Consider the following 26,964-nt stretch of genomic DNA (forward strand, 5'->3'; position numbering starts at 1 on the left):
AGAGCATCCTTTCGTGCGAGGCTGAAGGGAAGAAAGAGTCCATGCAGGAGCAGGAAAATCTGGGATGGGACACGGGCGAGGAGGATGCGCTCGGTCTCTGGCTTAGGGAAGCCGTGCGTGAAGGCGCCTACACGGAGGAATATTGCACGAAGCTTGAAGCCTACGACAAGGTGACGAAGAACAGGGCGGCCGTGTTCTACTTCACGGCACGCCTTGCCTTCGCGCTCGGCGAGATGGAGGAGGCGCATCGTCTCGCGCACGAGGCGTACAGGAGACGGAAGATCAGCCACAAGATTTGGCAGATCTTGTTCGAGATCGCTGATGCGCTCGGCCTTGACGAAGAGGCCATATTTTTCAAGGCGCTTTGCCAGAAGAATATGGAGCTTGATGTGCCTTTGCCCATCTTTCAAGAGGCGCGCTGGCAAGATGCATTCTTCTGCGGTATGCTCGATGTGCAGCTGGCGCCCTTCCGCTTCGATTTCGTGGAGCGGGCGGATGGCAGCCGCAATTTGGATCTTGTGTCTGCACACGGGCAGTTCCTCCTGAACGAGGGTCATGAGGCAGAGCGCCGCCGCTACTACTGCGGAATCTACAATGCGGAGGATCTCTTCCATGTACGGGCAAGGCGCTTGGATCTCTTGAAGCGCAGCGACGGCTCTGTGGTGGATGATTACTGCGGCATGGTCTTCGACGTCATGAAGGCGCGCCGCGCCGAAGGCTCCGTCGAGGTTGCTGAAGAATGTATCCTGCCTGTGGCCGTGACGCAGGAGGAACAGAGAATCGACGTGGCGGACGTGCGGACCGAGGGCAGCATCCTCAGCGGACGCGGGGAGTTCCGCTTCCTGCGTCTCGAAGGAGGGACAAAGGTGTCTTCAGCGGAGCCGTTCATCGTTGCTGCGCCGATTCTGCCGGGGCATAGTCCAAAGCGGAAGAAGCTCGTCCTGAACCTCCTGCTCGATGGCCTCTCATGGCAGGCGATGCGCGCGCGCGACTTCCGGTCTGTGCCGAACCTCATGCGCTTCTTCTCCGATGGCGTCATCTTCAACAACAACTACTGCGTGGCGGAGTACACGTTCGTTTCCCTTGGTACGATCGAGACGGGCATGATGCCGCATCGCTCGCAGGTCGTGTGGGACAAGCCGATGTTCGCGATCGACAAGGACATAAAGACGCTGTCCGAGCAGATGAAGGATCTCGGATATTACTGCGTCAATGTCATGGGCGACGGGCGCGGCATCTATGACGGCGTGACGCGCGGCTTCGATCGCCTCATCGTCAACCCGTATCTGGCGCAGCCTGCGTACGATGGCGTCGCACGCACGATCGCACACTTGGAAGCCTTCGATGAATGTGACAACTATGTATTCCTGCACGTGGGGGACGCACACTCGACACCGGCGACGATCGCTCCCCTGGCGTTGAAGACGCAGACGCATATCCCGTGGCAGCATACGCGCGTCATGCCGGGAGACGATGTTTCCGTGCGCTTGCCGTACAACGATGTCTACGGCTATGACAATCCGCATCGCATCGAAATGATGGATCGCGAACTGGGCAGACTCTTCGACTATATTGAGGAGCATTATGCGCCCGATGAATACATCGTCTGCGCCTATTCCGATCACGGCAGTTCCGTCTATTCGGAGGATGCGTGGTACTTCTCTGAGACGCAGGGCGGTGCCGCGCTCATGCTGCGCGGCGCAGGCGTGCAGCACCGGGGAACGGTCGAGGAGCTTTCGAGCTGTTTGGACATCTATCCGATCATGGAGAAGCTCGCAGGCTTCTCGGCGCCTGCGGGACAGCTCGACGGCGTACTGCCGCGCGCCTTGGGCGGCGAGGGCAGATCCTACTGCATCAGCAACTCCATCTATCCGGAGCAGACGTACAAGCTCAGCATACGCACGCAGGAGTATGAGTTCCGCATGGAGACGGAGCGTCCGACCCATCACGACGGCACCGTGGATCTAAGTCGGTTCACGGCGCACATCTACACGCGCGACGCGCTGCACCGCGAGGTCTTCGATGCTGCACTCATGGAGGAGTTCCTGCAGCTGGCGCGTGAGCACACGGCATCGTTTCACGAGAAGTGGGAGGAGGACTGCGGATGCTGAACGATCGTGCGGAGCACATGTATGAGGAAAAGAGCGAAGCGGGACGCGCCTTCTTTACGGCCTTGCTGCAAAGGAGTGAATGCAGTCGCTACGATGCCACATATCTCGTGTTGCTGGAGGAGTATCGGCGCCTCTTTCCAGATTCGGAGAATGTCCAGATCTTCTATGCGCGTCATGCGCTCGCGCATGGGGATACAGAGGCGGCGCTTGCGGCAGCGCAGGAGGCGTACGCCAAGAAGAAGTATCATTACGAAGTCTGGAAAATCCTCATCGAATGCTATCGGCGGCTCGGCGACATGCGCAGCCTGCTGATCTTCGAGGGCATTTCGAGCCGCGTCTACCGCACTCCCATAGAAGTGCCGCTCGCACGGGAAACGCTGGAAGAATCCCTCGCACTCTTGTCGGTCGCGATGGGAGTGCCCACCCATGCACCCTATACGATCGGGCGCGCACGCATGGGGGAAGACGGCCTTCTGGCCTTGCCCGGGGCCTTTGCCGGAGAGTTTTTGCCGACGCTTCGTCCGGCGCACGACGAGTATCGTTATTGGAGCGGCATCTTCGTGGAGATGACATCGCTCGATGCCAAGGCGGCGCTGTTCGAGGCGCTCAAGGCAGATCCCGCGATCGTGTCCGCGGCGGAAGAACTCGTCTTCGATGTCATGAAAGTGAAGCAGGTGGACGGGGCGGCAGCCGTGGACGTTTGGCGGGATACCCGCGACCGCATCGGCTCGTCGGATCTCGTCGTGCCCTTGGCGGGTACGGAGTCCGGGCAGGAAATCTTTTTCCGGAGTGCGTCGCTCGGCGAGTCATCGATGCATCTCGGCAAATGGGTCACGAGTTTCTTTCGCTTGAGCGAGCGCACGGAGCTGAAGTCTTCTGCCCCCTTCATGATGGGGGAGCCGGTGCGCTTGGGGCATAGTCCGAAGCGGAAGAGGCTCATCCTGCATATCCTCGTCGACGCCCTGTGCTGGCCTGCGATGAAGCGATACGGTTTTGCGCCGATGCCGAACCTCATGCGCTTCTTTTCCAAAGGCATGATCTTCCAGGACAATTTCTCAGTTGCAGAGTATACGTATCCTGCTTTGGCGACGATCGATACGGGGCTCTATCCACATCATTCGCAGATCTTCAACTCCACCTGTATGGGAGAACTGGCTCCTTCCATCCTGACGCTTTCGGAACAGATGAAGCGTCTTGGCTACTATTGCGTGAACGTTTGGGGAGATTCGAGCGGTATCTACAACGGCGTGACGCGCGGCTACGACCGGCTGATGGCAAAGCCCGGCGGCGATGGGCTTCATGCGTATCACGGTGTCCACAATGCGCTGACACAGATGCGCGCCTTTGCCGAGTGCGATCAGTTTATCTTCCTCCACGTAGAGGATGCGCATCCGAGCACGACGGCCAGGTGGCAGGTGCCCTTAGAGACGCAGGTCTCGCTGGGGCTTGCCGATCGGCTCGACGATACGGACGACGATACGCCGAGCGTAGACCGCGTGAATTCGAGACTCCATCTGGAAGCTGTCCTCGAAGGCATGCGGCGTGCCGACCGCAGCCTTGGCGAGCTGTTCGCCTACATCGAAGAGAATTATGCAGAGGATGAGTACGTCGTACAGCTGTATTCCGACCATGGCGCTGCGGTGTTCGGCGAGGTGGTGGACTACGTCAGCGAAAATCTGAACGGCACGGCGTGGATGTTGCGCGGTGCGGGTGTGCCGAACGCGGGATTCGTCGATGAGCTGACAAGTGTGCTCGACATCTATCCGACGACGGCGCATCTTGCAGGATTTCTGCCGCCTGCCGACCTCGACGGCAGCCTGCCGCGCGTCTTTGGAGGCTGTGGACGCGACCATACGGTATCGTACACGCTTTTTCCGGGGAAGCCTTTCAACATGGCGCTTCGTACGAAGACGCACGAGTTCTGCCTAGGCTCTGCTGAGGTCGTCGATGAAGACGGCAGCGTGGATCTCCGGCAGCCGAAGCAGCGCCTCTTTCTGCGCGGCGAAAAGCGCCGCGAGATTCATGACGAGGCGCTGCGACAGAGCTTCCTCTCGCTGGCGCGCACTTATACGTCCTCGCTCGATACGCGCGGCGAGGTCTGGCCCGCGAAGCGGGCGTTGCGTGCCGCATGGTTTCCCGATGCAGCGGAAGAGTGAAGGAGATGAAGATGAAGATGCCTGCGGAAGAAGCCGCGTATCAAGAAAGAGCCAGGGAGGCAGGCAGAATCTTTGCTGCCCTGCAGGAAAAAAGTACATGCGGGGCATACGATGATTCTTTTCTGTCCCTGCTGGTCGAGTATCAGGCGCTTTTCCCGCAGTCAGAGAACTTCGACATCTTCTACGCGCAGTACGCTCTCGCGCACGACAGTGTGACGGTGGCACTCGAAGCGGCGGAGCGTGCCTATGAGAAGAAGAAATGTCACTACGAAGTATGGAAGCTCCTCATCGAATGCTATAAGCGCCTCGGGGACAAGAGAAGGCTTCTGACCATCGAGGGCGTTGCGAGCCGTATCTATCGCTTTCCCGTCGATGTGCCCATCGAGAAGGCGGAGTTGACAGAGTCCTTGGCGCTCCTCTCGCTCGCCATGGGTCTGCCGAACCTCGCGCCGTATGTGCTCGGGCGCGCGCGTTTCGGGGCGGACGGCATCGAAGCGCCGCCGGGCGTGTTCCTCGGCGAGTTCCTGCCGAGCTTTCAAGAGCCGGCGGACGGCTGGCGCTATTGGAGCGGCGTCCTTGTCGACCGAGGGCGGCTGCATGCGAAGGCGATGCTCTTGGAAGCGCTCAAGGAGACGACGGATTTTCCCCTGGCGGAGGATGATGCCTTCGTGTTCGATATCATGCGGGCGCGGGAGATCCGCTCGCCCCTTGCGATCGGCGGGGCAGATGCAGCGGATCTCGATGGTGCGCAGGCGGACGATGTGCAGGAAGGTCTTCACGATGTCATTGTGCCATTGGCTGGGACGGAAGCGCGGCAGGAAGTCGTCTTTCGCAGCGCGTCTATCGCAGAGGGCAGAGCGACACTTGGCAAGTGGGTCACGAGCTTCTTCCGCCTCAGCGAGCGCACGGAAATCTCTTCGGCGTCGCCGGTCATCCTAGGCAAGCCGATCCGTCTCGGACACAGCCCGCATCGCAAGAAACTCGTGCTGCACATCCTCATCGACGCACTTTGCTGGCCCGAGATGAAGCGCCGTGATTTCGAGCCAATGCCGAACCTCATGCGATTCTTTTCCAAGGGCGTCATCTTCAACAACCACTATTCAGTGGCGGAATATACATTTCCCTCGCTGGCGACGATCGAGACGGGCGTCTATGCGCACAGCTCGCAGGTATTCAATCCGACCTGCATGGCGGAGCTTTCAACGCGTTACATCACCATCGCGGAGCAGATGGCGCATCTCGGCTATTACTGCGTGAGCACCATGGGCGATGCGACGGGCATCTATCCGCAGGTGACGCGCGGCTATGACAGGCTCATGATCGTGCATGGCGATGCCAGTTTGGCTTATCGGGGAGTGGAGCAGACCGTGCAGACGATGCGCGCCTTTTCCGAATGTGATCCCTTCATTCTGCTGCATCTGATGGACGCCCATCCAGGATCAATAGCGGACTTTCAGCTTCCTCTCGCCACGCAGGTGCAGCTGCCTCTCGCCGAGCGGCTTGCGGGTGCGGCGGAAGGCGTCGCCAGCGTCAATCTGCCGCATGTGCCGATTTATGCTGAAGGCGTATTGGAGCACATGCGCTCCATCGACCGCAGTCTTGGCGAGCTTTTTGCCTATATCGAGGCGAATTATTCAGAAGATGAGTACATCGTGCAGGTCTATTCGGATCACGGCGTCTCTGTATTCAGCGATGATGTCGACTACATCGGCGAGAACCAGACGGGGGCGGCGTGGATGCTGCGCGGTGCTGGCGTACCGCAGACAGGCATTGTCGATGAGCTGACGAGTGCGCTCGACATCTATCCGGCGACGGCGCATCTCGCGGGATTCGATGCTCCCGCACACCTCGACGGCAATCTGCCGAAGGCTCTGGGCGGCGAAGAGAGAGAATTCGTCATCAGCAATTCGCTGTTCCCGGGGCAGACATACAAGTTGGCGATCCGCTCAAAGATGCACGAATTCCGCTTGGAATCGCGCGAGCCGCTCGACGAGGACGGCATGACGGATCTCAGACAGCCGAAGCTGCAGCAGCTCTTCCTGCGCGGCAAGGATCGGCATTCGGTGGAAGATGAGGGACTTCGGCAAAAGTTCCTCGCCATGGCGCGTGCGCATACGGCCGCGATCGATACGCGCGGGGAAGTGTGGCGCGAGAAGCGTGCGCTGCGCCCGTCGTGGTTCAGCGGCGACAGGAATGAGGGGAAAACTTGATGGAGCGGGATATGCGGGCGATTTCTGCAAATGAGAGCCTGTATCAGGAATCATGCGTGCGCGGAGGCAAACTCTTCGCGGCTTTGGAGGAGAAGAGTGCGCGGAAGGATTACGATGACTCTTTCCTGCAGCTGCTCGTCGAATATCGAGCGCTCTTCCCACAGTCGGAGAACTTCGATATATTCTATGCACGCTACGCTCTCTTCCATGGAAGTTTTGAAGTCGCACGCGATACATTGGAGCAGGCTTATCGGAAGAAGAAGTGCCACTACGAGATCTGGAAAAGCCTCATCGAATGCTGCAGGCATTTCGGCGACGTGCGCAGGCAGCTCATCTTGGAGGGCATTGCGAGTCATATCTATCGGCTGCCAATCGAGGTCGCGATACCGCGCGAACAGTTCTCGGAGTATCTCGATCTCTTGTCGCTCGCCATGGGAGAGCCGGTCTATGCACCGATCGCCAAAAGCCGGGCGCACTTGGCGGACGGCGTCCTGGCGGATGAGATCGGCGTCTTCGCCGGTGAGTTCCTTCCGATGCTGGAGGAGTCACGGGCAGACTTGCGCTATTGGGTCGGTGCTTACATTGGGCAGGGGGGCTTGAACAACAAGGGCCTCTTGCTAGAGATGTACAAGGAGGATCCGCGTTTCTGTGCAATCGGCGGCGCAGATTTCGTCTTCGACGTCCTGCGCGCGCGTCTTGTGCAGGAGAGCATCACGCTGGACGAGGATGAAGAAGTCTTTTTGCCACTCATTGGCACGGAGGAGACGCAGGAGATCCGTCTCGCGCCTGTGGGAGAGGAAGGAGGAAGCATCTTTCTCGGCAAGTGGGCGACGAATTTCTATCGCATCAGCGAGAAGACGCAGATATCGTCCGAGCATCCCTTCCTCACGGGAAAGCCCATCCCCTTGCGGCACAGCCCGCAGCGAAAGAAGCTCGTGCTGCACATTCTTGCCGACGGCTTTTCATGGACGGCGATGAAGCAGCATGGCTACGCCCTGATGCCGAACCTCATGCGCTTCTTCCTCAAAGGAACTATCTTCGACCAGCATTTTTCCGTGGCGGAGTACACCTACCCATCGCTGGCGACGATCGAGACGGGATGCCATCTCCATCGGCTGCAGTCCTTCAATGAGAACTGCATGAACGAACTGGATCCGTCGTTCGTCACGCTTTCGGAGCAGATGAAGGCGCTTGGCTACTACTGCACGAATGTCATGGGGGACGGCAATGGCATCTATAACGGCGCGACGCGAGGGCATGACCGACTCATTGTCAACGCGTGGGATCTTTCTGCCTCAGAGGGCGTGCGCCGGACGATCGGGAGTCTGAAGGCTTTCGCACCATGCGATCAGTTCGTATTTCTGCATTTTACGGACATGCATCCGTGGCCGTCGCGCTCGTCTGCGATGCCGCTTCCCGTGCAGACGGGCGCCTCGCTTGCCGACTGCATCCAGGGAGCGAAGGCGGCTCTGCCGAGTGTCTACCTGCCGAATGAGCCAATTTTCGCAGCAGCGGCGCGTGAGAACATGGCGAGCGTCGACGAAAGTCTCGGCCGGCTTTTCTCCTATATCGAGGAACATTACGGGGAGGACGAGTACATCATACAGCTGTATTCGGATCATGGATCCGCCGTGCTCGTCGATGAGCCGCAATATCTGATGGGAGCGGCGCAGACGGGGGCGGCATGGATGCTGCGCGGCGCGGGCGTGCCGCAGCTCGGTGTCGTCGACGAACTGACGAGTGCGCTCGACATCTATCCGGCGGCGGCGCGTCTTGCGGGATTCACCGCTCCTGCACATATCGACGGCAATCTGCCCGCTGCCTTGGGCGGCGAGGCGCGTGACCATGTCATAAGCAATTCCATTTTCCCCGGACAGACGTACAAACTATGCATACGCACGAGGGAGCATGAGTTCCGTCTTGAATCGCAGGAAGTTGTCGACGAGGATGGCAGCGTCGATCTGCGCCGGCCGAAGATGCAGCTTTTCCGCCGCGCGGATATGACGCGAGAAATCGAAGACGGGGAGCGTTTGGCGCATTTCCTTGCCATTGCGCGTGCGCATACCGCGTCTTTCGACACGCGCGGTGAAATCTGGCAGGAAAAGCGTGCCTTGCGGAAGTCGTGGTTCGGCTGAACGGATGAAAGGATGGAGCGTGCATGGATGAATAAGGAAAAGAGGGAAGAGGCGATGAAGGATCAGGAAATCCAGCCTCAGAACGAAGTCGTGCAGGACGCGAAGAAGATCGCCGTCATTGTCGCACGCCAAGGAGAGGAACTTCCTCAGGACCTCCTGATGTCGATTCGCCTATTGGAACAGCCGGAAGGCTTTACGATGGAACTCGTCGAGGTCGAGGGAAAGGCGGGCATGGCGGCAGCATACGGACAGGCGATGGAAGCGAGTGCCGCGAAGTACAAGGTCTATCTCGATGAGCGCGTGCGCATTCTGGACTCGCATCTCTTGGTGCGCATCGTCCACCTCTTTGAAACGCACGTCGATCTCGGCGTACTCGGTATCTCAGGCACGAAGCTCCTGCCGCCCGACGGCATCGCCTTTCATTCGACGAGACGCATCGGCGCCCTCCGGCTAGCCGAAGGTGCGCGTACGGTGTCCTGGGGGCGGGTGCTCGGCGAGATGGAGAACGTGCTCGCCGTCGATGGCTTCCTCATGGCGACGCAGGTCGATCTGCCGTGGCGCGAGGATCTCTTTCATGGAGCGGCTTTCTTCGATGCGGCGCAGTGTTTGGAGTTCCGTCGCCAAGGGCTGCGCTCGGCCGTGCTTGGCCAGGATGAGCCGCTCGTGGAGTTCCTTGGTGAAAGTTTTCCTGCCGATGAGGCGGGAAGGCGAGCCTTCCTCGAAGAGTATGCGACGGAGGCGCTGCCGCTCGTGAGCATACTTATCCCGACGCATGAGCGGCCGGAGTTCTTCAAGCTCGCGCTGGAAAGCGCGCTCGCGCAGACGTATCGCCACATCGAGATCATCATCAGCGACAACAGCAGCGATGATTGTACGGAAGAGCTCATGCGGGGGTATGCCGATGATGCGCGCATACACTATGTACATGATTCGAGCCTTTCCCTGCGTCAGAATTGGCTGCGCCCGCTGGAAAGAGCAAACGGCGAGTATCTTGCCTACCTTTTCGATGATGATCTCTATGCGCCTGAGAAGATCGAGCGCATGGCGGATGCGCTGAGCATGGAAGACGGTATTGCCTTTGTGACCTCGCATCGCCGCGTTATTGACGAGGAGGGGAACTTTGTCGACGATCCTGCTGTCGATCCGCTGCCTGTTGAGGAGACATCGCGTATTCCGGGCGAGTTGGCAATTTACGGCCTCTTGGAGAAGCAGGCGAACTTCATCGGCGAGTTCACGACGGTTTTGCTGCCACGCAGGATGAAGGAAATCGTGCATGAGATATTGCGCAGGGAACCTCCGAGTGTATTGCCTGACGTCGAGTGCTGGCTGCGGCTCTTGGAGGAGGGAGATCTCCTCTATATCGTTGATACGCTCAGCTATTTTCGCAAGCATGAAGGGCAGGAGGGCGCCGCCCTAGCCGTTCAGATCGAAGGCGCACGCGCCTGGGCGCAGCTCCTGCGTGAGCGTGCGGCGCGGGAGAGCGGTATGCGGCGCAAGAAGATGTTTGAGCAGGCGGATCTCATCGAGATGGTTCTGCGTGCGCGGAGGAGATGAAGAGATGAAGGAAATAGAAGCGAAGAAGCAGGAACTTCACGACAAGATCCTCGCGCTTGTGCGCGAGTACGCCGATGAATACCACAAGCCTATGCCCTGGACGAAGGGGGCACGCATCCCCTACGCGGGGCGCGTCTACGATCATGAGGAGATGGAAGCCCTCGTTGACAGCTCCTTGGAATTCTGGCTGACGGCGGGGCGCTATGCTGCACAGTTCGAGAAGGGGCTGGCCGCATTCCTCGGCACGCGCCACGCGCTCGCCGTCAATTCGGGTTCTGCGGCGAACTTGCTCGCCTTCATGGCGCTGACTTCGCCGCTCCTCGGCGAGCGCGCCGTGCGTCCGGGCGATGAGGTCATCACGGTCGCGGCAGGCTTCCCGACGACGGTCGCGCCGATCATCCAGTACGGCGCCGTGCCCGTCTTTGTCGACGTGACGATCCCGCAGTACAACATCGACGTCACGCGGCTTGAAGAGGCGCTGTCACCCAAGACGCGCGCCGTCATGCTCGCGCACACGCTCGGCAACCCGTTCGACCTTCAAGCGGTCAAGGCATTTTGCGAAAAGCACGGGCTGTGGCTCGTCGAGGACAACTGCGACGCGCTCGGCTCGCGCTATGAGATTGACGGCAAGCAGCGCTATACGGGCACCGTCGGCGACATCGGCACGTCGAGCTTCTACCCGCCGCACCACATGACGATGGGCGAGGGCGGCGCCGTCTATACGAAGGACGCTCTGCTCTTTCGCATCCTGCGCTCTTTGCGCGACTGGGGGCGCGACTGCGTATGCCCGCCGGGCGAGGACGGCTTCTGCGGCCACCGCTTCGACGGGCAGTACGGCGAACTGCCGAGGGGCTACGACCATAAATACGTCTACTCGCACTTCGGCTACAATCTCAAGGTCACGGATATGCAGGCGGCGGTCGGCTGCGCACAGCTCAAGAAGCTGCCCTCCTTCGTCGAAAAGCGCCGGCAGAACTTTACTCGCCTCAAGGCGGCGCTTCAAGGCATTGAAGAAAAGCTCATCTTGCCCGAGCCGTGTCCGCACAGTGAGCCTAGCTGGTTCGGCTTCCTCTTGACCTGCCGCGAGGGCGTCGAAAGAGAGCCGATCGTTCGCGCCCTCGAAGCACACGGCATACAGACGCGCATGCTCTTCGCGGGCAACCTCGTCAAGCATCCGTGCTTTGACCGCCTGCGCGAAGCGAAAAGCGGCTACCGCGTCGTCGGCGAGCTTTCGGCGACCGACCGCATCATGCGCGATACTTTCTGGCTCGGCGTCTACCCGGGCATGGCGGCAGAGCAGATTGACTATATGGCGGAGGTCCTGCACAGCGTCCTCAACGGATAGGGGAAATTGCGGCGCGGCAGGGAAGAGAATCCATCAGCGGCTTTGCACCTTGCAAGCGCAGGAGGCTTTATGAAAACGATACTTGGGACATTCGAGGTCTTTGGCGAGCGCCTTTCGCCCGATGCGCCATTTCCCGCGCAGGATTTCATGCGCGTCATGGAGCCTGTCTTTGCGGCGGAAGGGTATCGCACGCCGCGCACCGCAGGCGAGAAGATGCAGATGCTCGTCATCATGGATGCGGGCGTCGGCGACTTCCTGTGCTTTTCGGGCGCTCTGCGCGAGATCCGCCGCCTCTATCCTGCGGCGGCGATCACGCTCATGATCTTTCCGCCGGGCTTCAAGCTTGCCGAGCAATGTCCGTACATCGACTTCCTGCTCGGCAATGAGCAGCTTCCCGTGCTACGACATGTGTCAGAGCTTTTTGCAGCGCACGCCGGGTATGCGGCGGAGCATCTTTTGGGGCAGCGCTTCGATCTCGCCTTCGTATTCGGGCACTATGCGAGCGCCTACCTTCTCGCATACATGGCAGGCGCGAAGGAGCGCATCGGTCATATAGGCGATTTTTCGGAGGGCGGAATTTCGCGCGAGGACTGCGCCTCGCTTCTGACGCGCCCTTTGGAAAAGCCCGTGCATCCCTTGCACATGGTTGATCTTTGCTTCGATGTGCTCGATCAGATGCTTGCCGCACCCGTGGCCGATCGTTCGCTGGAGCTTTGGCTGACGAAGGCGGACATCGCGGGCGTGCGCGAAAAGCTCGCATATCTCGGAGCACCCTCGGCAGGGCGAAAGCTCTTCGCTATCGGTCTGGGCGGCAGCACGCGGCGCAAGCATTGGCCGTCCGCCGCCTACGCAGCGTTTTTGCGCCTGCTTTTGGCCGAAGAGAGCGAGGCGTTCTTCCTGCTCCTGGGGGGCAGGGACGATGCGGCGGAAGCGGCGGAAGTCGCCCGTGCGCTCGGCGAGGAGCATGTGCTTTCCCTCGCGGGCGCGCTCGACTTTCGCGAGACGGCTTCTGCCGTCACGCTCTGCTCGGCGTACATCGGCAACGATACGAGCCTCCTGCATATAGCGGCGATCGTAGGACTTCCCGTGCTGGAAGTCTGCTGCTACGGGAGCGATCTGCCGCTCGACGAAAAGGCGATTCCTCGAAGCTACTACCCCTACCGCACCGCATCTGTTATCGTGCAGCCCGCGAGGGCTTTGGCGGACTGCGCCGAGGAGCCGCGCGATGCTTACGGCTGCAAGCACATAGAGGAAGCACACTGCATCGCCTCGATCGAGCCGCAGACGGTGTTGGAAGCGTATCATTTGCTGCTGCAGCAGGTGAAAGAGGGAAGACGAGAGCCGGTCTTCGTCGCGGAAGAAGCGTGACGGAGAAAAGGGACAGGGAGGTGCTGCGGCGATGGATATGCCTTTTGATGAAAGAATCTATGCGGAAATGGTAAGCCTCTTCGATGACAAGATGCCCGGGGATGTGCTGCTCGTCCAGATGGATGCCGTGTGGGAAGCGCGTTTCCGACAGGATCATGCAGACTTCACATTTCAATCGACGTCATGGGAAGCGCTCTTTCCGGAAGCGTGGTATGGCCGTTTTGCTTTGATCGTGCTCGCACCCGGCATCGAAGAACTGCATGAACCGGAGAGCGTTCTGTGTGCATTGCAGGACTTTCTCGTAGAGGGAGGATCTGTCATCGTACCGTTCCGCAACGCCCGGCATTGGAGCGTTTTTCGTTCGTGGCTTGCGGGCGAGCTGCGCTATGGAAGCAATCCCCTGCTGGCAGGAAATGGACGTCTGCTTTCTTTCGTCGAGATTCAGCGGCTCGTGAAGTTGGCGCATTATGAAGAACTCGCCGTATGCAGTGTTGTGGAGGAAGGCGATGCCGAAACGCTTCGCTTGCTGCAAGTCTGCGGCGCGGCAAATGAGCGGCGAGACCTCGAAACCTTGTGGTGGATCACTCGTTGGTCTGCTTTTTCATGGAAAGTTTTACGCCTCAAGGCGCACTATACCGATGCGGAGCGCCGCCTCTTGGCGCGTCTGCTGCATAGATTGGAGAACGGCATCGAAGCGGCGGAAACTGTCGAAGCTCTGCGACGCTTGCTCGCTGAGAGCAGAATCGACGGCGGCTACCTCGAAGAATTTGTCCGGAATACGGCGGGAGATGCCGACTCCGTGTGCGACATCCTGCGAAAGGAGGAGCTGCTTCGATGAACGAAGACGCGAAGAAGATCGCCTTCATCTCATGCGTGAACGATGAGGAGATGTATGCCGAGTGCGTGCGCTACCTCAGGCATCTCGATCTGCCGCAGGGCGTTTCGGCCGAGCTTGTTCCCGTGCACGGCGCACCGTCGATGGCGGCGGGCTACGAGGCGGCGCGGCGGGCATCGTCGGCACAGTATAAGGTGTATCTCCATCAGGACATCTTGCTGACGGAAAAAAGAATCATCTTCCGGCTATGGGAAATTTTTCGTGAGAAACCAGAGGTGGGGCTTATTGGTCTCACAGGCTGTCGCCACATGTCGCCCGATGGCGTATGGTGGAATGCGAAAGAATGCTATGGCTCGGTTTGGCAGATCCGCGATCCTGAGGCGATGGATCTGTTGGAGCAGCGTCCTGTACCGGATGCAGGAATCGAAGCAGAGGCGCTCGACGGCATCTTCCTGGCGACGCAGACGGATGTGCCGTGGCGCGACGATCTCTTCACGGGTTGGCACTTTTATGATATTTCGGCTTCCATGGAGTATCGGCGGCGCGGCATGCGCCTCATGATCCCGCATTTTGAAAAGCCGCCGTGCATCCATGAGACGGGGCGCAAGCGCCTTGACGACTCCTGGGAGACGGCGAGGCAGGTCTTTCTCGCCGAATACGGAAAAGAATTGCAGCATGGCTGAGAGGGGGGAGCGCAGATGAAGAAAATGACGCGGCGGAATGACCTTGCGTTTTATCGCGGCAAACGCGTGCTTTTGACGGGGCATACGGGCTTCAAGGGGATATGGATCTCGAAACTGCTGCTCGGCGCGGGAGCGCATCTTACAGGATTTTCGCTCGCTTCGCCGACGGTGGACGGCGCACGGCTCTTTGAGAAGCTGAAGCTGGCGGATTCCATGCGTTCGATCGAGGGCGATGTGCGCGATCTCGCATCTCTTCGCGCGGCCTTTCGCGAGGCTCGTCCCGAGATCGTCGTGCATCTTGCGGCGCAGCCGCTCGTGCGCGAGAGCTATCGTACGCCCGTCGAGACGTATGCTGTGAACGTCATGGGAACGGCACATGTCCTCGAATGTGTGCGGGAAAGCGATACGGTCCGTTCTTTTCTCAATGTGACGACGGACAAGGTCTACGAGAACAAGGAATGGGAATGGGGCTACCGCGAGGACGAGCGGCTCATGGGCTTCGACCCGTACTCGAACAGCAAGAGCTGTGCGGAGCTTGTGACGGCGAGCTACCGCCAGAGCTTCTTCGCGGATGGCGGCGTGCGCATCTCGACGGCGCGCGCGGGCAATGTCATCGGCGGCGGAGATTTCTCGCCCGAGCGCATCGTGCCCGACTGCATACGCGCGGCGAGCGAAGGACGCGCCGTCGTCCTTAGGAATCCCGCATCGACGCGGCCCTATCAGCATGTCTTGGAGCCTCTCTCTGCGTATTTGCGCATCGCGCACGCGCAAGCAAGCGATGCGTCGCTCGCCGGAAGCTACAACGTCGGGCCTGCGGACTCCGACTGCGTGACGACGGGCGATCTGGCCGAGCTCTTCTGCCGCGCTTGGGGCGAGGGCGCTTCGTGGCGTGCTGAGGAGGAGTGCGCCGCGCCGCACGAGGCGGGCTTCCTGAAGCTCGACTCCTCACGCATCAAGGCGCGTCTCGGCTGGCAGCCGCGCTGGCACATCGAGGAGGCGATCGCGCATACTGTCGATTGGGCGAAATCATGGCGGGCGGGCGAGGACGTCGGTGACGTCATGGAGGCGCAGATCGCCGCCTATTTCGAGGAGGCGGAGGCGTGAAGCGGCAGGATGAGTGCTTGGAAAAGGACGCAGCACGGGGGGGAGAGAGCGATGAAGGCGGCGGGAAGGCCGCTGAGTCCATCTTCGCGTCCGCCGCCGCGCCGCGACCGTGCCTGCAGCCTGTTTACATGCGCCGCTTCGTCTGCGATGGCAGGCGATGCGGCTCGCTCTGCTGCTGTGCGAAGTGGGGCGTCGCGCTCGATGCGGCGACATTGGCGCGCTATGAGGGGCGGCCGGAGCTTCTGCACGAATTGAAAAAAGGCTTGGAACGCAGCGAGGCAACGGGCGGCTGGATCATGCGCCACGAAGATGGTCGCTGCGTTTTTTTGCGCGAGGATGGGCTTTGCTCGCTGCACCGACGCTTCGGCATCGGCGCGATCTCCGACGTCTGCGCCGAGTACCCGCGCAAGATGCACGAGGTCGGAGATACGCTTGACCGCGCCCTGTGTCTGAGCTGTCCCGTGGCGGCAGAGGAAGTCTTGTTCACCGAAGAGCCGCTGGCATTCGAGTGGGTGGAAGTCGCCGCGCCGCGCCCCGCTTATGTTGATCGCATGCCGCTTGGCACACCGTTGTCGGCGGCGGTCTTCCGCAGCCTGCAGCTTGCAGGAATCGCGCTCTTGGCCGAGCGACGCCTCTCGCTCGACGCGCGTCTCGCGGCGCTCGGCCTCCTGCTCGCGCGCGCCGAAGCGTATGTCGAGCAGGGGGCGGCGGAAGATCTGACAAGGGACGCCGCCGCCATCGCCGATGCCGCCGCAGGGGAGGCAAAGGCTCTTCTCGCGGCGAATCCCTTCGATGCAGCGCTGTATCTGGGATTCTTCCAACGGCTCTTTCCTGCTCTGGCACAGGCGACGGAAGACGATTTGCCCGAAACGGCGGCGTATTTAGCGAGGATTCGCAGAGCCTTCGGCGAAGGGGACGGCGACGCAGCGAGCGGGCGAGGAGCTGTGGAAAAGAAAAGCGTCTGCGCTGCCCTTGCGGAGCGGCGCAGACGCTATGGAGAGAGAATCCTTTCAAAGCACGGCAATGCCTTGGAAAACTGGCTCGTTAACGAATTTCTGATCGGACGCTACCCTCTGACGGGCGGCACGAGTTTCCTGGCAAACTATGAAGTGTTCGTCGTGCTTTACAAGATGCTGGAGTTTCTGCTGCTTGCGGACCCTGCGCTTGATGAAGGGGGAGTATCTGCGCTACAGGTGATGACGGATGCGACCGAAAAGGATGTCGAAAGTGTGGGGCAAGATGAGCGGACAAAGCGGAGTATTCTAGCTGCCGCAGGTTGGCTTGCCGTGCGCACGAATCATTTCCCTGGCTATATCGACGCGCTGGCGGAAAAGATCGCCCGCCTGCTGCCCGAAGATCGTCTGCTCAGCCTGCTCGACGGGAACTTTTGACGCCGTCTGACGGCTATGTGCATGGACGTCTATGAGGATGGAAGAGGCTGTTGGTGCTGTCGCACATAAATCATGTGCGGCAGCTTTTTTCGTGCACAAAAAAATACCTCCGCTCTAGTAAAAGGGCGGAGGCGGGTGTAAACTACACGCACAAACGTCCACTTTGTGGACGTTTGTGCGCCGCTCTTAATGAAAGTTACCCAATCAGTCTGCGCCCTTCGGGCTTGACTTCTTGGACTTTCATAGTAAAACAGACTTATGAAAATCTCCATCGAGGCTGCCTGCAGGATGTGAAGGCAATCTGCAAGCAACATCGTTTGAGCTATTCACATTTCGACCAGCCGCAATAGGTGCAGGTCACGCAGTTGCCTTCGGGGCGCAGGGTGTGGCGCTTGCATTCGGGGCATTCTTTGTTGATCGCCTTGTCGTCGCTCTTGTCCTTGTATTTCGCCGTCTCGTCCTTTTGGCATTCGTTGTAGATTTCGGCGAGAGCCGTGCCGATGGCACTGCCGCACGAGAGCGAGATGTCTTTGCGTCCGCTGCGGATCAGGGCTTGGCAGGCGGAGCAGCGGCTGACGGTCAGCTGCTTGATGATGTCCTTGACGCGCACGCCCGAGCGCAGTGCGAGAGAGGTCAGGCGCGTGATCGTCGCGATGTTCGACTGACAGCCGCCCGAGGTGTTCGTGAAGAGCTCGAAGACGTCGCCGTCGGAGGTCTTGTTGACCGTGATGTACATCTTGTCGACGCACGACGTATGACGAAGGAGCGTCACACCTTCGAGCCGCGCGATGTTGTCGCGGCGGCGTGGACGCACGGTGTCGTAGGCGATTTCCTGCTCGGCGGCTTCCTTGACGCCGAGGATGTTGCCGCGCTTGCAGCCGTCGCGGAAAACCGTGATGCCCTTGCAGCGCGATTTCCATGCCGCGAGGTAGATGTTCCTGATGTCGGCGGGCGTCGCTGCGTGCTTCAAGTTCACCGTCGAGGAGATGGAGTTGTCGACGTACTTCTGCATGGCCGCCTGCAGTTCGACGCGGTGCAGGTAGGGCACGTCGTGGCTCTCGATGACCCACGGGAAACGCTTCTTGATGTCCTCGTTCGTGAGGTCGTGCGGCAGCTTGTGATAGTCGAGCAGATCGCTGACGGAGTGTGCGTAGACGCGGAAGGAGCCGCTTCCTTCCTCCATCTTGTGCGTCGTGCGCTCGTAGCTGATCTGATAGAGAGGCTCGCAGCCGCCCGAGAATACGCCCATGAGGAGCGAGATCGTGCCCGTCGGCGCGATGGAAAGAAGCGTGCCGTTTCTAAGGCCGTACTCTTTGATCTCGGCGTAGACCTCGGGCGCTTCCTCGGCGAGACGTTGGATGAGCGGCGATTTCTTCGTCTTTTCCCAGTCGTATTTGCCGAAGGCGCCCTTTTCTTTCGCGAGAGCGGCGGAAGTGCGTGCGGCTTCCGTGAACATCGTGCGCAGCACGCCTTGGATGAAGTCGCAGCTCTCGCGGCTTCCGTAGGCGAGCTTCATGGCGACGAAGGCGTCGGCGACGCCGAAGAGCCCGAGTCCGACGCTGCGCCAATCGCGGATGCACTGACGGTTTTCTTCCAAAGGCTGCGTGTCGAAGCCGTAGTCGAGCACTTCGTCGAGCGCACGCACGGCCGTCTGGATGGCGGCGCGGAACTCCTCTTCTGCAATATGCGGCGCATCGCCGAACTTGTCCTCGATGAAGGAATAGAGGTTGAGGCTCATGAGGTTGCATGAGTTGTAGGCATTGCCGCCGAACTCGCCGCAGGGGTTCGTGACCTCGATCTTGTATTCGTCGTAGCCCGAGAGCAGCGTGTAGTCGTTGAGCCTGTCCTTGAAGAGTGCGCCGGGATCGCCCCAATCCCACTGCGTCTGACAGTATTCATCGAAGAATTCGGCGGCGCGGATCGTCCGGCGGATCTTTTCGCCCGTCGCCTCGACGTCGAAGGTCAGTTCGTATTCGGCATCGTCGATGACGGCCTGCATGAAGGCGTCGGAGAAGAGGATTGAGAGGTTCATCGAGGCGAGTTTCTCGTTCTCTTGCTTCATGTGCAGGAATTCGTAGATGTCGGGATGCTCCGAGTCGAGCGCGACGAGCATCGCGCCGCGTCTGCCGTTTTGGCTGATGACTTCGCCCGTCGTGTTGAAGATCTTGAGGAAGGATACAGCGCCCGTCGAGCTGCGCGCGACGTTGTTCACGCGGCTGTCCTTGGGGCGCAGGCCGCTGATGTTCACGCCGATGCCGCCGCCGTAGGAGAAGATCTTGGCAATCTGCTGGTTGACGGTGAAGATGGACTCGATGTCGTCCGTCGGCGACGGCATGATGTAGCAGTTCGACAGGCTGCTCTTGAACTTGCCCTTCGCGCCTGCTGCGTAGAGCGTGCGCCCCGCGGGCGAGAGTGCGCCATCTTCAAGGTAAGCGCGCATCTTTTCGCGCACCTCGGGCGAGAAGATGCCTGCCACGCGCTCGATGAACTCGTGCGGCTCTGTCTCTCCCGCATGATAATATTTTGCCTGCAGGATGCTCCTGCCGATTTCCGTGTCAAACCACTTTTCCAATGATGTGCCTCCTAATAATATGTGCTCGTTTTAAAAACGCTAGCGTCTATTATAGAATAAAGAGTATCTGTTGGCAAATAAAAAATGCCGGATTTTCGCCTGAAAAACTAGATATTGTTGTTTTGCGGAAAGATTACTGGCATATCTTGATGATTTTCTAGCATTTCTTCTAAGGGTATGAACAGGGGATGCCGCCTTCCTGCCTGCAGCAAATGGAAGCGACGGGCAGGGAAAAGGAGTCGGCAGAGAGAATCTTTGCCTAGGGAAGCGCTGAATTTATCAGTGATTCCCTAGAATGGGAGGCGGAATCATGCTTGTGTTGAAATCTCTTGCGTATTTCCTTCTGGCCGGATTGTTCGAGATCGGCGGCGGCTATCTGATCTGGCAGTGGCTGCGAAACGGCGCGAGTCTTTGGTATGCTTTTTTCGGCGCGGTCATCCTGATCCTTTACGGCGTCGTGCCGACGCTGCAGCCCGAGGGCAGTTTCGGGCGCGTCTACGCCGCTTACGGCGGCGTCTTTATCGTATTGTCGCTCCTCTGGGGCTGGCGCGTCGACGGCATTGCGCCCGACCGCTTCGACATCATCGGCAGCGCCATCGCGCTCGCGGGCGTCGCTGTCATCATGTACGCGCCGCGCTGAAAGAGAAGGGCAGTTCCCCTCGACGAATGTGTCGAGGGGAACTGCCCTTCTTGCTGTTTGAGATGCCTTTGTTTTTGTCAGAACGCCCACTTGACGGATGCGCCGCCCGTGATGCCCTTGCGCTTGCCCTGCCAGCCATTGAGGTGGAGGTCGTAGCTTACGCGGCTGTTCTCGGGCGAGAAGCGGTAGCCGAGTTCGAGCATGTAGCTCGATCCTTTGAGCGAGGGGCTGGGTGCGGCGTCGCCGCCGATGCTTGCGCGTGCTTCACCGTCAAATTCGTACTCCCAGGCAAGGCCGGTGTAGAATTCGCCTTGCTGTTGATCCTTTTGGCTGTAGCGGAAGCCAAGGCGCAGACGGTGCGAGTCGACAGATGCGAAGTCGTAATCGTCACCCGAAGAGAGTTTCACCGACATGCCGTTCTGGTGCGACCAGAAGTAGCGGGCATAAGCGTCGATGGCGGAGTCTTTTTTCAGCTCGACGGTTTTGCCTATGCCGAGGTGAATGCCGTAGTAGGTGTTCGAGCCGTCGTAGTTGGCGTCGCTTGAGCCGTGGAGCTGATAGTCGCTCGTGGCGCGCCCGCCGCGCACGGAACCTTCGAGCCAGAGCCCGTCTTTCTGCGTGAGTTTTCCGAGGACGCCGATGCCGAGGTAGCCGATCGTGCCGCTGCCGTGCGCACCGTTGTCGAGGTAGGAGTCATAGGAGCCGCGCCCGTATTCGACGAAGGGGCTGAAGAGACGCTTTGCGCCGTCCTTCATCTCGTCCTCACGCGCCCAGCCGACACCGAGGCTCCAACCCTTTGAGTCAACGTGGGAGCCGCTCTCGACGCGCATCGTGTTTGCGCCTACGCCTGCCCAGAGCTGATAGGATGCGTTGTCTGAGACTGCCGTCTTTCGCTGTGCACTCTTGTCGGACTTCGCGGAGCTGCCTGCATCGGCGCGGAGCGCCGTTTCGGCCGCCGATATGCCGCTTTCGACGATGTAATCCGCGCCTTGGTTGACAAGGTTCGAAAGTCCTGCACGCGTTTCTACCGGAGACTTTGCATCGTCGCCGAGACCTGCCTGTGTGACGGTCGCGGTCAGTTCGCCAGTGTTTTCCTTCTTGATTTCGTAGGTATAGCGGCGTGCCATGCCCTGCTTGCCTTCGATCTTGTTTTCGATCTTGTCGTCGGTCGTGAGATCACCGCCGGCGGTCTTCATGAGCAGGAGCTTGTCGCCTTTTTTGAGCTTCGGCGCATCGCCTCTGCGATCGACGCCGATGTTCAGCCCGCGAATGTCCTTCGTCGTCGTGCCAAGCTTCAAGAGGGGCGTCGTGTTGCCTGCCGTCAGTTCGTCGGTGTGGAAGTGGAGGTTCTGCACGCCTGCGAAGTTCTGCACCTCGGACGGCTTGTAGACGGCGAGCGTGTTGCCCGTGCCGTTGGTCGCCGAGCCGCCATAGACCATGCCTGTGACGCGTGCGCCCTTGAGGTTGATCGTGTTGTTCTTCGTCACGCTGCCGAATCCGCCGTAGATGTTGGCGGCGCTCGTGCCTGCACCGAGGTTCACGGTGTTGCCCGAGGCCTCGCCGTTTGCGGCGTAGCCGCCGTAGAGCGTGCCCGTGAGCGTGCCCGCCGTGTAGTTGACGGTGTTGTTCAGGCTGTTGTTTTGCTTGTCGGCGGCGGCTTTTGTGCCTGTGCCGCTCGTCCAGCCGCCGTAGACGTTCGTATAGGACTTGCTCGCATCATCGAGCGTGAGCGTGTTGTCCTGCGTCGTGTTGCCCGCCTTGGAGCGGCCTGCCCATGTATCTGCGCCGTAGGTCGTCGTTTTCGTCGAGCCTTTGACGGTATAGCCCTCGTAGACGAGCTTTGTGACGGTGCTGCCCGACTTGACGACGTCGATGTTTGTCTCCATCGTGGCGTCGGTGTTCAGCTCGGATTTCACGGCGTCGCCCGTGCGACCGTTGGTGTTGATGCCGGCGGCATTTTCCATGAGCGTCTTTGGCGTCTCGCTTGCCGCGCCCGTCGCTGTGAGGTTCGTCCAATCGACATCGGTCGCCGCGCCGCCCGTGACTTGGAGCATGGGATTCGCATCGGCGTTCGTCGTATCGAAGGTCAGCTTCTGGAAGCCCGAGATGCTGCCCGCCTTGTTGTTTGTTCCTGTGACGTTGAGCGTGTTGCCCGTGCCGTTTGCGGCAGAGCCGCCTTTGAGTGCGCCTGTGACTTGCGCGTTGCCCTTGAGGTTGACGATGTTGTTGTTCGTCGTCGCGCCGTCGCCGCCTGTGACAGAGTTGACAGTGGCATTGGCGAGGTTGACGGTGTTGTTCGAGGCTTCTGCCGCTGCCTTGCCGCCGATGATATTCTGTACAGTTGCGCCCGCTTCAACGGTGACGGTGTTTTCCGTTGCTTTGCCGCCCGCCGCTTCGGTATAGCCGCCGTAGAGCGTATTTGTGACGTTTGCCGAGCCTTTGACGGTGACGGTGTTTTTGTAGCTGTTGTCTTTGTCCGTCGCCGTCGAGCCGGAGCCGCTTGTCCAGCCGCCGTAGACGTTCGTATGTGTGCCGCTCGCGATTTCGATCGTGTTTTCACGCGTCGAGTTGCCCGCCTTGGAGCGGCCGCCGAAGGTGTCTGTGACAGCGCCTTCCGTGACGGTCGTCGCCTGCGTCACGCCCTTGAACTGGTAGCCCTCGTAGGTGATCTCGGTGATGCGTGTGCCTGTCTTGCGGACGTCGATGTTCGTCTCGGTCGTTTCTCCCGTCTCAGATTTTGCTGCACCCGTATAGCCCGTGAGGTTGATGCCGTGCGTGTTCTTTAGGAGCGTGAGCGGTTTCGCCGCTGTGCCCGATGCTTTGAGGTTCGCCCAGTCGACATTGGTTCCGGCAGCGTTCGTGTCCTCAAGCATCGTGTCGTCTTTGGCAAGGCCAGTCGCGTCGAAGTTCATCTTTTGGATGTTTTCGATGCTGCCCGCTTTGTTGTTCTTGCCTTTGACGTTGAGTGTATTGCCTGTGCCGCTTGCCTGCGAGCCGCCTTTGAGTGCGCCTGTGACCTGCGCGCTGCCGTTGAGATTGACCGTGTTGTTGTTCGTCGTCGTGCCGTCACCGCCTGTGACAGAGTTGACGGTGGCGTTGGCGAGGTTGACGGTGTTGCCCGAGGCTTCACCCGATGCTGCCTTGCCGCCGATGATGTTGGCGGCGAGGTTTTTCTCAACGGTGACGGTGTTGCCCGTCGCTTTGCCGTCGGCGACTTCGGTCAGACCGCCGATGACATTGCCTGTGGCGGTCGCTGCGCCTTTGACGGTGGCTTTGTTGTTCGTGCTGTCTTTTTGCTTGTCTGCAGCCGCCTCTGAGCCTGCGCCGCTCGTCCAGCCGCCATAGATGTTCGTATGGCTGCCGCTATCGACGGTGAGTTCGTTCTCCGTGGTCGTGTTGCCCGCCTTGGAGCGCCCGCCGTAGGTGTCTGTGCCCTCGGTCGTCGCGGTCGTTTTTCCCTTGAACTGATAGCCTTGGTAGGTGATGTCCGTGGTAAGGGTGCCTGTTTTTGCAACGTCGATGTTGTACTCCGTTGTTCCGGCTTCGTTGATCTTGGACTTCACCGTGCCGGCGGTGTAGTTCGAGAGGTGGATGCCGTTCGTGTTCTTGAGGAGCGTCGTACGGTTGACCGAGGTGCCGCTGGCGTCAAGGGTATTCCAGTCGAGGTTTGTTGCGCCGCCTGTGATATTCAGCAGGGGATTGGCTGCTGTCGCACCCGTTGTGTCGAAGTGCAGCTTCTGGAAGTTTGAGATGCTTTGCGCCGAGTTCGTGCCTTTGACGTTCAGCTTGTTTTCCTCGCCTGCCGCGCCGGGCGTACCCGTGCCGCCTTTGAGTGCGCCGTTGATGGTCACGCCGCCGTTCAAGTTGACGATGTTTTTCTTCGTTGTCGCGCCTTCGCCGCCTTTGACATCGCCCGTAACGGTTGTGCCTGTAAGCGTGACTTCGTTGCCGTCTGCCGCGGTCGCACCGTGACCGCCCGTGACTGCACCTGTGGAGACTGCGCCGAGCGTGACTTTGTTTTCGTTCGCTGCGCCGCTCGTGGAGTAGCCGCCGCGCACATCGTTGAAGCCTGTGCCGCCTGTGGCGGTGACTTTGTTGCCAGAGACTTCGCCCGAGCCTGCGCTGTAGCCGCCGTAGACATTGTTGATCGTACCGCCGGAGATGTTCACAATGTTCTCTTTGACATGCCCTGTTCCAGTGGTTTTGTTGGCGATCCCGCCATAGAGGTCAGTGCTTACCGTGCCGCTTTTCACCGTGACGATATTTTTTTCAGCTTTTCCAGCAGCATTGTCCGTATAGCCGCCGTAGAGGTTGCCTGTCGTTGCGCCGTCGAGCGTGACTTCGTTCTCATAGCTGTTGTCTTTGTCTTCCGCAGTCGTACCCGAGCCTGCTGTCCAACCGCCATAGATGTTCGTATGCGTGCCGCTTGCAACGGTGATCTTGTTGTGGCGCGTGGAGTTGCCGCCGATGGAGCGACCGCCCCATGTGTTTGTCGTTCCGCCTTCGGTGACAGTCGTTGGTGCGGTCTGATGGGCGAACGCGTAGCCTTCGTAGGTGATGCTTTTGCTGTCTGAGGATTTGGCAAGGACGAGTTCCTTGTTTTCGTTCGTCTTGACAAGGCGAGCATTGCCGTCTGAGATCGTGATCGTGCCGCCGGTATTTTTCAGCAGCGTGCCTTTGCGCCCGTGTTCGCCGTTTATCTTGAGGTCGCTGAGACTATGGAGCGTTGTTCCGCCTGCATCGCTCAAGGTCAGGAAGGAATTGGACTGATTTACATGCGAATTGAAATAGAAGTTGATTTCGGCGAAATTGCTGATATTGGCGGCGCTCACATTGCCCTTGACGTTCAGCGTGTTGCCTGTGCGGTAGTCATTCCCGTAGGTGGTTCCGCTGCCACCGTTGATAATGCCGGTAATGCTTCCGCCGAAGGCGGCGTCTGCGCTGCCGATATTAACGATGTTATTCGTCGCATGACCGTTTAGAGAACGTCCGCCATCCACATTGCGTACCGAGCCGCCCGTGATATTGACCGTGTTGCCCGTTGCGTCGCCATGCGTAGAGAAACCGCCGTAGACATCGTGGCCCGCTGCGGAGCCGGCTGTGATGTTGACGATGTTCTTTACTGCTGCACCACTAGAAGCAACGCCGCCGTAAATATCACTGTTTAGAGTGCCGCCTGTGAGTGTGACGGTATTGTGCTCCGCTTTGCCTGTGCCGCTGGCATAGCCGCCGTAGGTTGTGCCGTGTACTGTGCCGCCGTTAACGTCGACGAAATTGCCTGTGACATCGCCGCCGCTGCTGCCCACAGAGCCGCCGGTCAGAGAACCGTTTACCGTACCGGCTTTCAATACAGCACGGTTGCCTGTGGCCTTGCCGCCAGCTGAGAGTGTCATGCCGCCAGTCATATTGTTCACGATGGACCCTGCACCATCGAGTGTGATCGTGTTCTCAATGCTGTGGTTCGTGGCATCTTCTCCTGTTGCCGTCGATCCTGTTCCGTCGGTTCGTCCACCATAGGCATTCCTGCCGGTATAGTTGCCGTTCAGCGTAACTGTATTTTTCGTTGTCGTGTTGCCGATGGTAGAGCGTCCACCCCATACTTCCAGTCCTTCTGAGCGTGTCTCAGTCGAATCTCTGAATTGATAGGCGTTGTAACCGATCTTGGTCGTTCCCTGTTTGTCGATGATGGTTTCTGTTTTTTCTGCCGTCAATTTCAGTGTGCCGCTGTATGAATTGATGGTAAGACCGGAAGCGTTCTCAATCAGCGTGCCGGACCCGCGCGGGACATCCTTTAACTTGAGGTCGCTCAAGCGCTCGATAGTCGTTCCATGGGAATCATTCAGAGTAAGCAAGGATTGGGTCGTATTCGTATAAGCGTTAAAGTTAAAATTGATTGTCGAGAAATTCTTGATATTGTGCGCTACGGCATTGGTATTGACATTGAGCGTATTGTTCGACACCTTGCTCGGATCGGTAGTATTTTGACCACCGAAAAGCGTGCCGTTGATCGCGTAGCCTGCCGCCATGGCGCCCGTGCCGTCACCGAGGTTGACGGTGTTGCCCGATACTTCTCCCGTGCCGCTGGAATAGCCACCGTAGATCCCGTTCAGGATGCCGCCCTTGATGGTGACGGTGTTGCCTTTCACATTGCTGTTCTCATCGGTATAGCCACCGTAGACATTTCCTGTGCCTGTGACGATGCCGCCTTCGATGAGCACTTCGTTCTCGAGCACGTCACCGCTCGCCTGATTTCCTGTCGTGCCGCCGTAAATACTTCCATGCACGTTGCCGCCCTTGAGCGTCGCCGTGTTTTTCTTGACGGTTCCTGTGCCGCCATCAGTCGCCATACCGCCGACCAAGTCGCCGTTGAGATGGGTACCGTTGAATGTGGCATGATTGTCCGTGACATTGCCACCGTTATTGGCAGCACCGCCGAAGATTCCGTCGGAGATTGATTGGTGCGGCGAGGTTGCCGGATCGACGAACACCTTGTTGCCCGTCACATTTCCCGTGCCGAACGTGAGACCGCCATACAGGTACTTGTTATAAGACAGGTTTTTGAAGGTCAGCGTGTTGTCTTTCACGTTGCCATTGTCATGCTCGTCCTTGATAAAACCTGCGGCTGTACCGAAAGCGGCTCCGCCTCCGGGGTGTTCGGCGTTATTGCTTGGTGCATGTGCATCGTCAATCTCCACATTTTGCCCGCTGACATCGGCAGCGCCCGCCGTTGATGGCGCAAGCAACGCGCCGCTGCCGAGGGCGAGGGCGACGAAAAGCGCCAGCGAATGGCGCGAAGATTTTTTGTTGAACATTATTTTCCTCCTCTGGGACTAAAAACCCAAGACTTTTGCATAAGATAG

Annotated in this window: 14 protein-coding genes; 12 read left to right on the forward strand and 2 right to left on the reverse strand. The window is 59.3% G+C overall.

The window, feature by feature from the left end; genetic code table 11:
- Positions 1–41 precede the first annotated feature (41 nt).
- The 11 genes from SELSP_RS01690 to fliB all read left to right on the forward strand — a co-directional run bounded on the left by SELSP_RS01690 (position 42) and on the right by fliB (position 16,892).
- Complete coding sequence (locus SELSP_RS01690) at positions 42–2,111, forward strand: sulfatase-like hydrolase/transferase (protein WP_232362384.1); 2,070 nt, start codon at positions 42–44, stop codon at positions 2,109–2,111.
- A complete protein-coding gene (locus SELSP_RS01695) occupies positions 2,105–4,267 on the forward strand; it encodes a sulfatase-like hydrolase/transferase (protein WP_006193726.1) in 2,163 nt (720 codons plus the stop codon). Before SELSP_RS01690 ends, SELSP_RS01695 begins: the two co-directional genes overlap by 7 nt.
- Positions 4,268–4,272: 5 nt before the next feature.
- Positions 4,273–6,477, forward strand: a complete 2,205-nt coding sequence (locus tag SELSP_RS01700; protein WP_232362383.1) for a sulfatase-like hydrolase/transferase — start codon at positions 4,273–4,275, stop codon at positions 6,475–6,477.
- Complete coding sequence (locus tag SELSP_RS01705; protein ID WP_006193724.1) at positions 6,477–8,612, forward strand: sulfatase-like hydrolase/transferase; 2,136 nt, start codon at positions 6,477–6,479, stop codon at positions 8,610–8,612. Before SELSP_RS01700 ends, SELSP_RS01705 begins: the two co-directional genes overlap by 1 nt.
- Before the next feature lie 27 nt (positions 8,613–8,639).
- Entirely contained in the window at positions 8,640–10,166 is a 1,527-nt protein-coding gene (locus SELSP_RS01710) for a glycosyltransferase (RefSeq protein ID WP_013740556.1), read from the forward strand.
- Positions 10,167–10,170: 4 nt separating this feature from the next.
- On the forward strand, positions 10,171–11,511 hold the full coding sequence (gene rfbH, locus SELSP_RS01715) for a lipopolysaccharide biosynthesis protein RfbH (RefSeq protein ID WP_006193722.1): 1,341 nt from the start codon (positions 10,171–10,173) through the stop codon (positions 11,509–11,511).
- Positions 11,512–11,580: 69 nt separating this feature from the next.
- A complete protein-coding gene (locus SELSP_RS01720) occupies positions 11,581–12,879 on the forward strand; it encodes a glycosyltransferase family 9 protein (protein WP_006193721.1) in 1,299 nt (432 codons plus the stop codon).
- Positions 12,880–12,910: 31 nt separating this feature from the next.
- Entirely contained in the window at positions 12,911–13,717 is an 807-nt protein-coding gene (locus SELSP_RS01725) for a hypothetical protein (RefSeq protein WP_006193720.1), read from the forward strand.
- Entirely contained in the window at positions 13,714–14,397 is a 684-nt protein-coding gene (locus SELSP_RS01730; protein ID WP_006193719.1) for a glycosyltransferase family protein, read from the forward strand. The genes SELSP_RS01725 and SELSP_RS01730 overlap by 4 nt, the downstream gene beginning before the upstream one ends.
- 15 nt (positions 14,398–14,412) lie before the next feature.
- Positions 14,413–15,501, forward strand: coding sequence for a CDP-glucose 4,6-dehydratase (gene rfbG, locus SELSP_RS01735; RefSeq protein WP_006193717.1), 1,089 nt, complete (start codon positions 14,413–14,415; stop codon positions 15,499–15,501).
- Positions 15,498–16,892, forward strand: a complete 1,395-nt coding sequence (gene fliB, locus SELSP_RS01740; RefSeq protein ID WP_006193716.1) for a flagellin lysine-N-methylase — start codon at positions 15,498–15,500, stop codon at positions 16,890–16,892. The genes rfbG and fliB overlap by 4 nt, the downstream gene beginning before the upstream one ends.
- Before the next feature lie 322 nt (positions 16,893–17,214).
- On the opposite strand, the gene SELSP_RS01745 is transcribed toward fliB, so the two are convergent.
- Positions 17,215–19,464, reverse strand: a complete 2,250-nt coding sequence (locus SELSP_RS01745) for an adenosylcobalamin-dependent ribonucleoside-diphosphate reductase (protein WP_006193712.1) — start codon at positions 19,462–19,464, stop codon at positions 17,215–17,217.
- Positions 19,465–19,774: 310 nt separating this feature from the next.
- Between SELSP_RS01745 and SELSP_RS01750 the strand changes: the two genes are divergently transcribed.
- On the forward strand, positions 19,775–20,104 hold the full coding sequence (locus SELSP_RS01750; protein ID WP_013740557.1) for a YnfA family protein: 330 nt from the start codon (positions 19,775–19,777) through the stop codon (positions 20,102–20,104).
- A gap of 77 nt (positions 20,105–20,181) precedes the next feature.
- On the opposite strand, the gene SELSP_RS01755 is transcribed toward SELSP_RS01750, so the two are convergent.
- Positions 20,182–26,916, reverse strand: coding sequence for an autotransporter outer membrane beta-barrel domain-containing protein (locus SELSP_RS01755; RefSeq protein WP_006193709.1), 6,735 nt, complete (start codon positions 26,914–26,916; stop codon positions 20,182–20,184).
- Positions 26,917–26,964: the final 48 nt, after the last annotated feature.

Source organism: Selenomonas sputigena ATCC 35185 (assembly GCF_000208405.1).
GTDB lineage: Bacteria > Bacillota > Negativicutes > Selenomonadales > Selenomonadaceae > Selenomonas > Selenomonas sputigena.